The organism is Paenarthrobacter sp. NPDC089675, assembly GCF_044749185.1.
Classification (GTDB): domain Bacteria; phylum Actinomycetota; class Actinomycetes; order Actinomycetales; family Micrococcaceae; genus Arthrobacter.
The window spans coordinates 293,759-307,047 of record NZ_JBIVHM010000005.1 but is presented as its reverse complement, the minus strand read 5'-3'; the positions used below and the strand labels follow the sequence as shown (position 1 = coordinate 307,047).

The window sequence follows — 13,289 nt, the reverse complement described above, 5'->3', positions numbered from 1 at the left end:
TGGTGACTGCTGGCAAACTATGGGAATGACTGTGTTGATTGCCGGCTGCGGTGACCTGGGGACTGAGGCGGGGCTGCGGTTCGCGGCGTCAGGGCACCACGTGGTGGGCTTGCGCCGCTCCCCCGAAAAGCTCCCGGCAGAGATCCAGGGCATCCGCGCGGACCTCTCCGTGCATGTCCCGGAGTTGCCTGCGGATGTGGACACTGTGGTCGTGGCTGTCGCGGCGGATGCCTCCACGGAAGAGGCGTACCGCGCGGCGTACCTGAACGGCGTGAAGAACGTGCTGGACGCGCTGGACCGGCAGTCGATCCAGCCGGGGCGCATCCTCTTTGTCTCGTCCACGGCCGTGTATCCGGATGCAGCCGGTGCAGTGGTTGACGAAGACACGCCCACCGTACCCACGCGGTTCAGCGGGAAAGTACTGCTGGAGGCGGAAGAATTGCTGTTCGCCCGCGCAGGGCAGTCCGAGGCGAGCGTCCTTCGCCTCGGCGGCATCTACGGCCCCGGGCGCACCCGCCTGATCGACCAGGTGCGTAGCGGCAAGGCCACGATTCCTGCCCAGCCCAAACACACCAACCGCATCCACAGGGACGACGCCGCAGCCATGATCGTGCACCTCGCGCTCATGGAGCAACAGCCCGAAGCCGTGTACCTCGGGGTGGACGACGACGCTGCCGAATACGGCGACGTCCTGCGCTTCCTCGCGAAAGAGCTGAAGCTTCCGGAACCGCCCGTCGGGCCGGCGTCCGACGGCGGTGCGGGCGACAAACGCTGTTCGAACCGGCGGCTCCGGTCCACGGGCTTCGAGTTCACCTACCCGACGTACCGCGAAGGCTACCGCGCGATCCTGGCCGGGGAGGGTGTTCGCCACCCATGAGGCTGCGTTCGGGTTCCGTTCTGCAGCCGTGGTGGCCACGGTCTGGACCGGACTCGTCACGCTGGCTTTGGCTGTCTTCGCCACCATCACCACGCAGGCTGGCTGGGGAGTCATCGCGATGACGGCGGCTTCGGCCTGCTCGGTGGCCGCTCTTTGCCTGGTTCTCCTGGGCCGAATACCTACCGAGTGGGTTCTGCGAGGTCCATTCGCGTTCCGGCCCGCTGCCCAGCGGCCCACATCAGGGCACGTACTCACCACGTTCATGCAGCTGGTCGTTTTCTGGGGCCTGTTCCTGGGAGTAATCCCGCTGGTCCTTTTCGCCCTGGAAAAGCGCTGGGCCCTGGCCGTTCCGTTCCCGTTGCCCACCCTTGTTCCGGGAGTCGTCCTGCTGCTGCTTGCCAGCGCCCTGGGCATATCTTCGGCCATTGCCATGTCCACCAACGGGAACGGGACGCAGTGGCCGGCTCGCTGGTGTGGAATTACGCGGTCAGGCCGCTCGAGGAAGCCGATCTCAGGCTTCGATTCGGGGCCGAGTTTGAACGCTACCGCCAAAGGGTCCGCTGCTGGATTCCCCGGTTAGGCGCCGGCTAGACCCGCTGCTCGGTGAGTTTTGCTTCGAGGATTTGGGCCACGCCGTCGTCGTCGAAATGGGGTGCCTGCTGCCCGGCGGCGAGGATCGCTTCCGGGTGACCGCTCGCCATGGCGTAACCGTGGCCGGCCCAGCGGAGCATCTCGATATCGTTCGGCATGTCCCCGAATGCAACAACGTCCGCTGCTTCGATACCGAGCGACTCCGCGTACTTGGCTAGGGTGACTGCCTTGTTGATGCCGGGGACGGACATTTCCAGCATGGCGGTCTTCGGAGCTGAGTGCGTGGTGGACACCAAGTGCGCCACAGCCGGCTGCACCTCGGCAAGGAATTCGTCCGGGGTGCCCTTTCGGGTAATCGCAAGGAACTTCACGACGGCGTCATCTGCCTTGAGCGTTTGGTCCAGGGGCGCCGGGGTGAATTCGGCGAGAAGCTCACTGGTTTCGTTCTCGATGAAGCCCGGCTCAAGGTGGAAGCCAAGCAGCGTCTCCGCGCCGAACAAGGCATCGGGGCGCATCGACTTGATGATGCGGCGCGCCTCGAAAACAGACTTGATGTCCAGGGCAGTGGAGGAAATGGGCTTCTCCGTGGCCAGGTCCCACACCACGGCGCCGTTGGAACAGATCACGATTCCGCTGTGACCAAGCTGCTCCTGCAAGGGGTAGAGCCAGCGCGGCGGGCGCCCGGTGACGAAGACCAGCTCAACCCCGGCATCGCGGCAGTCCTGGAACGCTTTGATGGTCCTGTCGCTGATTTTTCCGTCGTGACCCAGGATGGTGCCGTCAATATCACTTGCTACTAGCCGCATCTTGCCAGTCTACGTGGGCCGGCAGCGGCCCCGGAGCCTGGTTCCTCGCCCGCTCCGGTAAGCACCACATAGTGTGGGTCCATGAGTGACACCAAAGAAGAGCACAGCACCAAAGGCGCATACGTTACCGGCGGCGAATTCAACCGTGACACCAACTACATCGAAGACCGCATCACCCGCTCCGGCGCAGAAGGGCCGAACGGCGAGCCCGGCTGGCCCGTGGAACCCGGACGATACCGGCTCATCGCGGCGCGGGCCTGTCCTTGGGCCAACCGCACCGTCATCGTCCGCAGGTTGCTGGGGCTTGAGGATGCCATCAGCCTCGGGCAACCCGGCCCCACCCATGACGCCCGTTCCTGGACCTTTGACCTTGATCCTGATGGCAAAGACCCTGTGCTCGGAATCGAGCGTCTCCAGGAAGCGTTCTTCCGCCGGTTCCCCGACTACCCCCGCGGCATCACGGTACCGGCCATCGTGGATATTCCCTCCGGCGGAGTCGTGACCAACAACTTCCCGCAGATCACGCTGGACTTCTCCACGGAATGGACTGACTTCCATCGGCCCGGGGCACCCGACCTGTACCCGGAACACCTTCGCGAGGAAATCAACGCCGTCAACAAGCGGGTCTTCACCGAGGTGAACAACGGGGTCTACCGCTGCGGCTTTGCAGGCTCGCAAGAGGCCTATGACGCCGCTTACGAACGGCTCTGGACGGCGATGGATTGGCTTGAGGAACGCTTGGCCAAGCAGCGCTTCCTGGTGGGTGACACCATCACGGAAGCGGACGTCCGGCTCTTCACCACGCTGGCCCGCTTCGACGCCGTCTACCACGGCCACTTCAAGTGCAACCGCAACAAGCTCAACGAGATGCCTGCTCTTTGGGGCTACGCCCGGGACCTCTTCCAGACCCCCGGCTTCGGGGACACGATCGACTTTGTGCAGATCAAGCAGCACTACTACATCGTGCACGAGGACATTAATCCCACGCAGATCGTCCCTGCCGGCCCGGACCTCTCAGGTTGGCTCACTCCCCACGGCCGCGAGGCGCTCGGGGGCAGGCCCTTCGGCGACGGCACCCCTCCTGGCCCGGTGAAGGCCGGCGAGGAAGTTGCTCCGGGGCATGGGGCCGCTTAGCCCCTAGCCGTGGTTAAGCTCGGACCTCGACGGCGGGTTGGCCCCTGCGCGTGAAACAGTGACGGCCGCGGCCCGCGCTGCATGATCCATGATCGCGGCGAGGGTTTCGGCCGGCATGGCGCGGAGGTCTTCGCGATTTTGGGCTCCGTCCAGCCCACGATCCACGATTGCGGAGAGCAAGCCGGCCATGAATGAATCGCCGGCGCCCACTGTGTCCACCACGTCCACCTTGGGCGCGGGAACTTCGGCCTCGCCGGACCGGGTGGTACCCCAGGGCCCTTTTGCGCCGCGGGTCACCACCACCAGCGCCGGGCCTTCAGTGCCTCCCAAAGAGAGCCAACGCCGCGCAGAGTCCAGCGGATCAACGCCCGGATACAGCCACTCCAGGTCCTCGTCTGACGCCTTCACCACGTCAGCCAAAGCCACGAAACGTTCGGCCTGTTCCCGCGCATATTCCCGATCGGTAATGATGCTGGGGCGGCAGTTCGGATCGAAACTGATGGTGCTGTTCGGGTGGGCATGCTCGACGGCGGCAAGCACCTCTGCAGCGCCCGGCTCCAGTGCTGTCGCAATGGAACCCGTGTGGAGCAAGGTGGCGCCCTGCAGCATGAGCGGCAGCCGCGCGCTGAGTCCCGGCAGTTCCCAGGCGAGGTCGAACGTGTAGGTGGCGGCGCCGTCGTCGTCGATCAAGGCGGTGGCCACGCTGGTTGGCTTGCTGTCCGGCGGGATCGGAACCATCACCGAACTCGACCGGAGGTGCGCCCCCACCGAGTCCCCGTACGCGTCCTGCCCGTACCTGCCGAGGAACTGCACCGGGTGATCCAGCCGCGCCAATCCTACGGCGACGTTCAACGGGCTCCCGCCAACGTGAGCCTCGATCCCGCTCGGTCGCTGGACAACGTCAACAAGGGCCTCGCCAATCACAGTCAGCATGGCACCACTCTGCCAGAGGCGGCCTGCTTGAACCAGCGGTCAGGAAAGCAGCCGCTGCACCAGCTCGCGGCACTTCTTGTAGGCCACGGCTTTGGGGTCGATGAGGTCGAAGTGGTCACCCGGGACGCGGAGAAGCTGCGCGGTACCGCCCGACGCGGTGCTGGCCGCGACATATGCCTCGGACTGGCTGGCCGGAACGTCCTCGTCTTCCGTGGCATGGACGGCGAACACTGGAACGTCGAGGGGCAGCGAAGTCATGGGATCGGCGTACTTATGCCGTTTGGGGTATCTTGCCGAGTCACCGCCCATCAGGTTGCAGACCGCCCCGTTGCTGAGGTTCAGGCGCTCCGCGGCCGCCAGGTTGAGCAGCCCCGACTGGCTGACGACGCCGGTCAGGTGTACGGCGTTCGACTCCGGTCCGCGCACGAGTTGGCGATCGGCGTCGGGCGTTCCGATTGACGACAGACGCTCGCGACCGGCCGCCCAGACAGCCAGATGGCCACCCGCCGAGTGGCCCAACGCCACCACTTTGCCCAACTGGAGGTCGTGTTTGTCCGCGATCTCGGCAAGGTGGTCGATCCCGGCGAGAATGTCTTCGAAGGTGTGGGGCCAACCACCGCCGTTGCCCGCCCGCCGGTATTCGAGGTTCCACGCGGTGATCCCGTGGGCCGCGAGGTCCCGCGCAAGCGGCTCGCCCAACTCGGCGCCGTACTGGGAACGCCAGTATCCGCCATGGATCACAACGGCCACGCCACCCGCGATCGCCGCAGGACCGCGATGGTTACCGTTGCTTGGTTCAGGTATGAAGAGTTCGCCCCACTGACTGGGGTGTTCGCCGTAGCTGTACTTGTGCCGCAACATTGCGCCCTCCTTTGTACCGAGCCTATCGCGAGGATCCGCAGGTTTGGCTAGATGCAATTCGACGGCGGTGTCCGGCTTCGCTGTCAGACCCGCACCGTAAGCTGGGGGCATGGCAAGCAACTGGGACAGGCTGGACCCTGAACAGCAAAAGGCCGTGCAGGCAAACGTGGAACTTTATGAGCGGGTTCGCCCTGCTTTGAAGCGGATTACGCGGGATGTCCTGCTGACCTTGCGCGGCATTTTGAAGGAAGCCGAGGTGACGCCGCTGTTCGTGACAGGCCGCACCAAGACGGTGGAATCCTTCCGGGAAAAGATTTCCCGGACGGACGATCCTTTGGAACCCGGCGGCCCGCGTGTCCTCAAGTTTCCAGACCCATTCCGGACGTTGAACGACATGGTGGGCATCCGTGTCATCACCAAGCTTCCGGCCGACAATGCCGCTGTTGCCAACATCATCAAGCGCCAGCGCCAGCTCTTCGATTGCCGCGGGGACCGGGAGAAGGACATCGGCTCCATCGAATCCGGCACTTACGGTTACTCCAGCCGCCACCTGATCCTGCGGACCATCCAGAACGAGACTGTGAAGGAATACCAGCAGGTCTTCAATCCGGACCTTCCAGCCAACGGCAGTTACTTCTTCGAATGCCAGATCCGTACGGTGTTCGCGCATGCCTGGAGCGAAATAGAACACGACATCCGCTTCAAGGCCGATGACCCCCGGGCCTGGACCCCCCAGTTCGACAGGCAATTCACGGCCACCGCGGCAATGCTGGAAACCGTGGAGAGCGCCTTCGCGGACCTCCACGAACGCTACGAAGAAGTACGCAGTTACTGGGACCTCTCGGGCGAAGGCGCATCCCCGCTGACTCCCAACCGCGTCCGTGACGTCTGGCGTACGCTCCTTCCGCACGTTGACCGTAAAGTGGATGACGACTGGGGATGGGCGGCAGAACTCCTCGCGGCCCACGGACTTACCAAGACCGTGGAACTTGCCGGGCTGCTCAGTGCCAACCGGATCACCGAGGTCCGCAAGGCCCTCGACCACCGCTACTCCCCCGGCCCGGACCGCCTCCTGGATGACCTCCTGCTGTGGCAGTACGGAACCGAACACATTGATCTCACCGCTGAGGCGCCCGACGTCGTTCCGCACCCGCGGCGCGACAGCCTCCTGCGGCGCCTTAAGCAGATTGAGCGATACCGCCAGACTGCACTCTAAGGACCCATGACCCCCGCGCAAGCCACCCCCGAGCAGCTCATGTCACTCCGGGCGACCTTCCGATCGCCCCGCCGCCTATTGACTGAATCCCTTGCCGGGCTCGTGGTGGCGCTTGCCTTGATCCCGGAAGCCATCGCGTTCTCCGTGATTGCCGGGGTTGATCCGCGGATCGGCCTGTTCGCGTCCTTCACCATGGGTGTGGTCACCGCCCTGGTGGGTGGACGTCCGGCAATGATCTCCGCCGCGACCGGTGCCGTGGCGTTGGTGATCGCCCCCGTGATGAAGGAGCACGGCCTCAACTACCTGATCGCGACAATCATCCTCGCCGGTGTCTTCCAAGTCCTCTTGGCAGCGTTGGGTGTCACGCGACTCATGCGCTTTGTTCCGCGGTCAGTGATGATCGGATTCGTGAATGCGCTGGCCATTCTGGTGTTCATGTCGCAGATGCCGGAGCTCTTCAACGTCCCGTGGATGGTCTACCCGATTGTTGCTGTGGGGCTTGCCATCGTGTTTCTGCTGCCGCGGTTGACCAAGGCCGTGCCGGCTCCCCTCGTGGCGATCGTGCTCATCACCCTGGTAACGGTGCTGGGTGGAATAGACGTGCCCACGGTCAGCGACAAGGGCGAGCTCCCGGACAGCCTGCCCGGCTTCTTCCTGCCCAACGTGCCGTTGAACCTGGAGACGTTCCGGATCATTGCGCCATATGCGTTGTCGATGGCCTTGGTGGGGCTCTTGGAATCACTCATGACGGCCAAGTTGGTGGACGACATCACTGACACCCGGTCCAACAAGACACGGGTCTCCTGGGGCCAAGGCGTGGCCAACATCGTTACCGGTTTCCTGGGTGGCCTGGGCGGTTGCGCCGTCATCGGGCAAACCATGATCAACGTCAAGGGTTCCGGTGCCCGGACGCGGCTTTCCACCTTCCTGGCCGGCGTTTTCCTGTTGATCCTGGTGGTGGTCCTGGGCGACGTCGTGGGCATGATCCCCATGGCCGCCTTGGTCGCGGTGATGATTTTTGTTTCGCTGATCACCTTCGACTGGCACCCCATCCGCCCGTCCACGCTGAAGCGACTACCCAAGTCTGAAACCGCGGTCATGGTCCTGACTGTTGCCGCGGTGGTGGCAACCCACAATCTTGCAGTGGGGGTCGGCGTCGGCGTTTTGGCAGCGAGCGTGCTGTTCGCCCGGCGCGTGGCACACTTCGCCACCGTGGACCGGACCGAAATGGAACTCAACGGTGAGACCGTGGCGACATACACGGTGGATGGGGAACTCTTCTTCGCCTCGTCCAATGACCTCTACACGCAATTCGACTATGCGAAAGATTCCTCGGAAGGCATAGATCGGGTCATCATCGATCTTCACCGTTCGCACATCTGGGACGCGTCTTCGGTTTCCGTGCTGGATTCGGTTACCGAGAAGTACCGGAACCATGGGCGTGACGTGGAGTTCATCGGCCTCAATGAAGCCAGCGTTCGGATGCGCGAGCGGCTGGCCGGCAAGCTGAACGGCTAACCCACCCCCAACTGTGGGACAGCAGACGTCCCACTGGCGGCTGAGTGGAGCAGTTGCTGTCCCCGAGTTGGGAAGGGATGACGGATGTCTGACATATACGCCGCGCCGCAAGTAACGAAGTCGTCCGCGCCAGCGGCTTAGTGTGAGCATGGATAAATGCTTGAGGCAACGAATTCTCCGTCAGAAACAACGGCCCCGCTGAATCCGGCCCTCGCCGCCGAGGCCAGGATTGCCCGCATCGCCGTGACGATCTTCCCGATCCTCGTAGTGGTGGCCGGCGTCGTCGGATTCCTTCTGCCTGACGTCTTCAAGCCTCTCGGCCTAAGTGTTCCCTACCTGCTGGGAATCATCATGTTCTGCATGGGCCTCACGCTGACGCCACCCGACTTCGCTTCGGTGGCCCGCCGACCGTGGGCTGTGGCCCTCGGCATCGTGGCGCACTATGTCATCATGCCCGGCGCGGGTTGGCTCATCGCCGTCCTGCTGCAGCTCCCGCCCGAGCTCGCCGTCGGCCTCATCCTCGTAGGCTGCGCTCCGTCCGGCACTGCCTCCAACGTGATGGCGTTCCTTGCCAAGGGAGACGTTGCGCTGTCGGTGGCCGTGGCCTCCGTCTCCACCTTGATCGCGCCGCTGGTCACCCCCGCGTTGACCCTGCTGCTTGCCGGTTCCTTCCTGAACGTCGACGCCGGCGCCATGGTGCTGGACATCGTGAAGACTGTACTCCTGCCCGTCATAGCGGGCCTGCTCGCACGTTTGTTCCTTTCGAAGCTCGTCGCAAAGGTACTCCCCGCACTTCCGTGGGCATCCGCCGTCGTGATTTCACTGATCGTGGCGATCGTCGTGGCAGGCAGTGCGAGCAAGATCGTTGCCGCTGGCGGCATCGTGTTCCTTGCGGTGGTGCTGCACAACGGTTTCGGCCTGGGCCTCGGCTACCTCGCCGGCAAAGTAGGCCGGATGGACGGCAAAGCCCGCCGCGCCTTGGCATTCGAGGTGGGGATGCAGAACTCCGGCCTTGCCGCGACCCTCGCCACGGCGCACTTCAGCCCGCTCGCAGCCCTACCCTCCGCCGTGTTCTCCCTATGGCACAACATCTCCGGAGCCATCGTGGCCGCGTGGCTGGCACGCCGCCCGCTGAAGGATTAACCCAGGGTGGTCCCGCGGCGGTGCAACTTCCAGGGACTCGGCATGCGTATACCTTCGGCCGGGGTCACCCCCGCCAACCGGTCCAGCAGCATGCGGACCACTTGCTCGAAGATCGGATCGGGGCCGACGGTCGTCAGTGGCGGATCGAATTCCTGGCCTTCGGTTGAATTGCCCACACCAACGATCTGGATATCCTCCGGCACCCGGAGTCCCAAACGATAGGCGGCCCGGATGGCCTGCAGCGCTTCCATGTCGTCCGTGCAAAGTATGGCCGTGGGCCGCTCCGGCAGCTGCAGCAACTCCAGGGCTGCCTGATAGGCGAGTGCCGGCCTGTGCAGGGAAGTCCGGACCAAGGATTCGTCCAACGGAATCCCGGCTTTCGCCAGGCCTGCCTCATAGGCGGCGAAGCGGCTCTTTGTCCGGCCGGCGGGGTCGGCCCTTCGGATGCAGGCGATCCGTTGATGAGAAAGCGTAAGGAAGTCCATGCACTCCTTGAGGCCGGCATCCTGCCGCGGAGCGAGGACATCGAATCCTGCGGGTTTGAGCGATCCGGAGATCACCACTTGCGCGACGTTTCGGCGTGCCAGCTCCGAGAGGGTCTCATCCGCCTCCGTCGATTCCGGAAAGAACCCCACGATCACACCGTCGGCACCTCCGGACATGGCAAACTTCCGCCAGTCATCACCCAACAGAATGACGGGCTGATATCCGTGCTCGGGAAGCATCCGGGCCGCCGTCGCAGCGAGGGCGCGGTCCCACGGCCATTCGAGATTGCCGATGGCGATGGCCACCACATCCGTCTTCCCGCGCCGCATCCCCCGCGCTGCCTGGTTGGGGACGTAACCCAATTCCTTGACCGCCGCCAGGACCCGGTCTTGGGTTGGCTGGCTGATCCGGGTGGTGCCGCCATGCCTCCCCGAAAGAACGTACGAAACCGTGGTCAGCGAGACATTGGCGGCCGTGGCCACGTCCCGGATGGTGGGCTTGGATCCCTGGCTCACGCAATGCTCCTGCTCGACGACGGATTCTTGAACTCTAGCCGCCGCTGTCTGGACACACCTTGACGGAGCCAATTGTTAGCGCAAACAATCAAGGGAAAGACTCAAACCGTCACGTGGGAAGATCAGTCAATGAAGAACTGGGCAGGAAACCTCGAGTACTCGTCCGCAAAGGTCCACCACCCCTCCACCGTGGACGAGGTACAGCGCCTCGTTGCCGACGCCACTCGCGTGAAGGCACTCGGATCCAGGCATTCCTTCAACCGCGTCGCGGATACGGACGGCACCCATATCCTGCTCGACTCCCTGCCGCAGGACATCGAGCTTCTGGCGGACAAGGGCACCGTCAAAGTCAGCGCCGGCATCAGCTACGGAGCCCTCTGCCGCGCACTTGAGGAACGCGGCTTCGCCATCCACAACCTTGCCTCGCTCCCGCACATTTCGGTTGCCGGTGCCATCCAAACCGGCACGCACGGAAGCGGAGTCAACAACCCGTCCCTGGCTGCCGCCGTCGTGGGTATCGATCTTGTGCGACCGTCAGGAGAGCTCGTCACGCTGACCGCGGACGACGACGACTTCCTCGCCTCCGTTGTTGGCCTGGGCGCACTCGGTATTGTCACGGGCCTGGAACTGGCTGTCCGCCCGAGCTATGACATGCGGCAACGGGTGCTTACGGATCTGCCTTGGGACCGGGCTGTGGCTTCATTCGCCGAGATTGCGTCGAGTGCCTACAGCGTCAGCTTCTTCACCAACTACACCGGCGATATGATCCCCCAAGTGTGGCTCAAGGCCTTGGACTCCGAGGCTGCGCTGCCCGGGCTTTTCGGCGGAACGCCAGCCACCGCCGCGCTGCACCCGCTGCCGGGAATGTCGGCCGAGAACTGCACCATCCAGCTGGACGAACCCGGTAAATGGCTGGATCGGCTCCCCCACTTCCGTCACGAATTCACGCCGAGCAACGGCGAAGAACTGCAAAGTGAGTTCATCCTGCCCCTTGGTGCCGCCCCGGCCGCACTGGAGGCCGTCCGTTCTCTCGCCGACAAGCTCGCCCCGCTGCTTTTCATCTCCGAAATCCGCACCATTGCCGCCGACGAGTTCTGGCTCAGCCCGTTCTACCGGCAGCAAAGCGTCGCACTGCACTTCACGTGGAAGCCGTTGCAGGCGGAGGTGGAAGCTGTGCTGCCCGAACTTGAGTCCGCGCTTGCGCAGTTTGGTTCCCGGCCGCACTGGGGCAAACTTTTCACTCCGGCTCTTTACGACTTCGCCGCGCTGTACCCGCGGTTCGAAGACTTCCGGGCGCTGGCGCAGGCCAACGATCCCGCCGGAAAGTTCCGGAATGGTCTTTTGGACAGCGTGCTGGGCGTCGCGGCTCCCGCGAACAGCTAAGGGACGTAGGCGCACGACGCCGGTCATCCCGCCGCGCGCTGCTGCTGGAACCCGTAAAGCCGCCTACTCGATGTGCGCCAGCACAGCGCCCGTGGTCACTACCCCGCCGGGAGCCGACAGCACTTCCGTGAGCGTCCCTGCGCGGTGCGCGCTAACTTGGGTCTCCATCTTCATGGCCTCGAGGACAACAAGGGGATCACCTTCGGAGACCTCTGTGCCGGGTTCAACGAGCCACTTGACCACGGTGCCGGACATGGCCGCGACCAGGGCGGACTCTGCGTGCGACGCGTCCCCGCTAGGGACAGAAGAACCATCAATGGTGGCTGCGGCAGGCAAACCTTGCCCCGACCGGGCCCACCCATCCAGCAGGTCAGCGGGCAGGCCAACAGCCAGGCGCTTGCCGTCGAGCTCCACGGTGATGGTCTTCCGTTCACCGCCGGGTGCCACGGCACTGTAGTCGGGATCGTTGGGGATCTGGTCCGCGAACTCCGTCTCGATCCACCGGGTGTGCACCTTCAGTCCCACCACTGATGCGAAATCCTCCGATTCAAGGACCGCACGGTGGAACGGCAGCACTGTGGGAAGCCCGGTGATGTTGATTTCCGCCAGGGCGCGGCGCGCACGGCGAAGGGCCTGCTGCCGATCGGCACCTGTGACGATCAACTTGGCAAGGAGTGAATCGAATTGCGGTGCCACGATTGAACCTGCACGCACACCTGAGTCCAAGCGGATGCCCGGACCCGTGGGCGCTTCCAGGGACTCCACTGTCCCGGGGGAAGGCAGGAATCCACGGCCGACGTCCTCGGCATTGATGCGGAATTCGAAGGAGTGACCACGTGGGGCAGGGTCCTCAGTGAGGCTCAGGGGCAGACCAGCGGCAATCCGGAACTGCTCCTGTACAAGGTCCACGCCGGCGGTTTCCTCGGTCACGGGGTGCTCGACCTGCAGGCGGGTGTTGACCTCGAGGAAGGCCACTGCGCCGTCCGCCGAGACCAGGAATTCCACGGTGCCCGCGCCGTAGTAGCCAGCCTCGCGAACGATTGCTTTGGCGGCGTCGTAGATCTGCAGCCGCTGCGAATCGCTAAGGAAAGGCGCGGGTGCTTCCTCAACAAGCTTCTGGTGGCGACGCTGAAGTGAACAGTCCCGCGTTCCCGCCACAATGACGTTGCCCTGTTTGTCGGCGATGACTTGGGCTTCCACGTGGCGGGGCCGGTCGAGGTACTGCTCTACGAAGCACTCACCGCGCCCGAACGCCACTACGGCTTCACGGACTGCGGAGTCGAAGGCTTCCTCAACCTCGGCGAGCTCACGAACCACCTTCAGGCCGCGCCCACCGCCACCGAACGCCGCCTTGATGGCGATGGGAAGGCCGTGTTCCTCTGCGAACGCACGGGCTTCCGCAGACGAGGCAACCGGTCCGTCGCTGCCGGCAACCAACGGGGCACCGGCCCGGACCGCGATTTCCCGGGCTGTGATTTTGTTGCCCAACTGTCGGATCGATTCAGGAGAGGGACCTATCCACTCAAGTCCGGCGTCGATCACGGCCTGGGCGAAGTCGGCGTTCTCGGAGAGGAAGCCGTACCCGGGGTGGACGGCATCAGCGCCGGACCGCGAAGCCACGTCCAGGAGCTTGCCGATGTTCAAGTACGTGTCAACGGGGCTGTTGCCGCCCAGGCTGTAGGCCTCGTCTGCAGCTGCGACGTGCATGGCATCGGCGTCGATGTCCGCGTACACGGCTACCGAGGAAATCCCGGCATCATCGCAGGCTCGGGCGACGCGGACAGCGATTTCGCCGCGGTTCGCAATTAGGACCTTGCGCATCAAAT

General features: G+C 64.2%; 12 protein-coding genes. 7 read left to right on the top strand and 5 right to left on the bottom strand.

Features of this window, described 5'->3' with window-relative positions; genetic code table 11:
• The first annotated feature begins 19 nt into the window (after nucleotides 1–19).
• Both ACIPY2_RS13430 and ACIPY2_RS13425 read left to right on the top strand, forming a co-directional pair.
• Entirely contained in the window at nucleotides 20–877 is an 858-nt protein-coding gene (locus ACIPY2_RS13430; RefSeq protein WP_400266873.1) for an SDR family oxidoreductase, read from the top strand.
• The gene (locus tag ACIPY2_RS13425) at nucleotides 861–1,457 is read left to right on the top strand and encodes a hypothetical protein (protein ID WP_400266872.1); all 597 of its coding nucleotides are present in this window, start codon (nucleotides 861–863) and stop codon (nucleotides 1,455–1,457) included. The genes ACIPY2_RS13430 and ACIPY2_RS13425 overlap by 17 nt, the downstream gene beginning before the upstream one ends.
• A gap of 7 nt (nucleotides 1,458–1,464) precedes the next feature.
• On the opposite strand, the gene ACIPY2_RS13420 is transcribed toward ACIPY2_RS13425, so the two are convergent.
• On the bottom strand, nucleotides 1,465–2,274 hold the full coding sequence (locus ACIPY2_RS13420) for an HAD family hydrolase (RefSeq protein WP_400266871.1): 810 nt from the start codon (nucleotides 2,272–2,274) through the stop codon (nucleotides 1,465–1,467).
• A gap of 81 nt (nucleotides 2,275–2,355) precedes the next feature.
• Between ACIPY2_RS13420 and ACIPY2_RS13415 the strand changes: the two genes are divergently transcribed.
• Nucleotides 2,356–3,408, top strand: coding sequence for a glutathione S-transferase family protein (locus tag ACIPY2_RS13415; protein WP_400266870.1), 1,053 nt, complete (start codon nucleotides 2,356–2,358; stop codon nucleotides 3,406–3,408).
• A 3-nt stretch (nucleotides 3,409–3,411) separates the two neighbouring features.
• On the opposite strand, the gene ACIPY2_RS13410 is transcribed toward ACIPY2_RS13415, so the two are convergent.
• Together ACIPY2_RS13410 and ACIPY2_RS13405 are read right to left on the bottom strand one after the other, a co-directional pair.
• The gene (locus ACIPY2_RS13410) at nucleotides 3,412–4,341 is read right to left on the bottom strand and encodes a carbohydrate kinase (RefSeq protein ID WP_400266869.1); all 930 of its coding nucleotides are present in this window, start codon (nucleotides 4,339–4,341) and stop codon (nucleotides 3,412–3,414) included.
• Between the two features lie 39 nt (nucleotides 4,342–4,380).
• Nucleotides 4,381–5,202 carry an alpha/beta hydrolase gene (locus ACIPY2_RS13405; RefSeq protein ID WP_400266868.1) on the bottom strand — a complete coding sequence of 274 codons (822 nt, stop codon included), beginning with the start codon at nucleotides 5,200–5,202 and terminating at the stop codon, nucleotides 4,381–4,383.
• A 109-nt stretch (nucleotides 5,203–5,311) separates the two neighbouring features.
• On the opposite strand from ACIPY2_RS13405, the gene ACIPY2_RS13400 reads away from it, so the two are divergent.
• The 3 genes from ACIPY2_RS13400 to ACIPY2_RS13390 all read left to right on the top strand — a co-directional run bounded on the left by ACIPY2_RS13400 (nucleotide 5,312) and on the right by ACIPY2_RS13390 (nucleotide 9,079).
• Nucleotides 5,312–6,418 carry a GTP pyrophosphokinase family protein gene (locus ACIPY2_RS13400; RefSeq protein ID WP_400266867.1) on the top strand — a complete coding sequence of 369 codons (1,107 nt, stop codon included), beginning with the start codon at nucleotides 5,312–5,314 and terminating at the stop codon, nucleotides 6,416–6,418.
• 6 nt (nucleotides 6,419–6,424) lie between these two features.
• Entirely contained in the window at nucleotides 6,425–7,936 is a 1,512-nt protein-coding gene (locus ACIPY2_RS13395; RefSeq protein ID WP_400266866.1) for a SulP family inorganic anion transporter, read from the top strand.
• 156 nt (nucleotides 7,937–8,092) lie between these two features.
• Nucleotides 8,093–9,079 carry a bile acid:sodium symporter family protein gene (locus ACIPY2_RS13390; protein WP_400266865.1) on the top strand — a complete coding sequence of 329 codons (987 nt, stop codon included), beginning with the start codon at nucleotides 8,093–8,095 and terminating at the stop codon, nucleotides 9,077–9,079.
• Here ACIPY2_RS13390 and ACIPY2_RS13385 read toward each other — a convergent pair.
• Nucleotides 9,076–10,080 (bottom strand): LacI family DNA-binding transcriptional regulator, encoded by a 1,005-nt coding sequence (locus tag ACIPY2_RS13385; protein WP_400266864.1) that lies wholly within the window; start codon nucleotides 10,078–10,080, stop codon nucleotides 9,076–9,078. The genes ACIPY2_RS13390 and ACIPY2_RS13385 overlap by 4 nt on opposite strands.
• A gap of 129 nt (nucleotides 10,081–10,209) precedes the next feature.
• Between ACIPY2_RS13385 and ACIPY2_RS13380 the strand changes: the two genes are divergently transcribed.
• Nucleotides 10,210–11,463 (top strand): FAD-binding protein, encoded by a 1,254-nt coding sequence (locus ACIPY2_RS13380; protein ID WP_400266863.1) that lies wholly within the window; start codon nucleotides 10,210–10,212, stop codon nucleotides 11,461–11,463.
• A 63-nt stretch (nucleotides 11,464–11,526) separates the two neighbouring features.
• On the opposite strand, the gene ACIPY2_RS13375 is transcribed toward ACIPY2_RS13380, so the two are convergent.
• Nucleotides 11,527–13,284: an acetyl/propionyl/methylcrotonyl-CoA carboxylase subunit alpha gene (locus ACIPY2_RS13375; RefSeq protein ID WP_400266862.1), complete on the bottom strand. Its 1,758-nt coding sequence runs from the start codon at nucleotides 13,282–13,284 to the stop codon at nucleotides 11,527–11,529.
• Nucleotides 13,285–13,289 lie beyond the last annotated feature (5 nt).

Excerpts from the sequence above, each read along its gene's own strand:
- ACIPY2_RS13420 (WP_400266871.1), bottom strand. The coding sequence starts at position 2,274 with ATGCGGCTAGTAGCAAGTGATATTGACGGCACCATCCTGGGTCACGAC.
- ACIPY2_RS13395 (WP_400266866.1), top strand. The coding sequence starts at position 6,425 with ATGACCCCCGCGCAAGCCACCCCCGAGCAGCTCATGTCACTCCGGGCG.
- ACIPY2_RS13380 (WP_400266863.1), top strand. The coding sequence starts at position 10,210 with ATGAAGAACTGGGCAGGAAACCTCGAGTACTCGTCCGCAAAGGTCCAC.
- ACIPY2_RS13390 (WP_400266865.1), top strand. The coding sequence starts at position 8,093 with ATGCTTGAGGCAACGAATTCTCCGTCAGAAACAACGGCCCCGCTGAAT.
- ACIPY2_RS13430 (WP_400266873.1), top strand. The coding sequence starts at position 20 with ATGGGAATGACTGTGTTGATTGCCGGCTGCGGTGACCTGGGGACTGAG.
- ACIPY2_RS13410 (WP_400266869.1), bottom strand. The coding sequence starts at position 4,341 with ATGCTGACTGTGATTGGCGAGGCCCTTGTTGACGTTGTCCAGCGACCG.
- ACIPY2_RS13415 (WP_400266870.1), top strand. The coding sequence starts at position 2,356 with ATGAGTGACACCAAAGAAGAGCACAGCACCAAAGGCGCATACGTTACC.
- ACIPY2_RS13400 (WP_400266867.1), top strand. The coding sequence starts at position 5,312 with ATGGCAAGCAACTGGGACAGGCTGGACCCTGAACAGCAAAAGGCCGTG.
- ACIPY2_RS13405 (WP_400266868.1), bottom strand. The coding sequence starts at position 5,202 with ATGTTGCGGCACAAGTACAGCTACGGCGAACACCCCAGTCAGTGGGGC.
- ACIPY2_RS13375 (WP_400266862.1), bottom strand. The coding sequence starts at position 13,284 with ATGCGCAAGGTCCTAATTGCGAACCGCGGCGAAATCGCTGTCCGCGTC.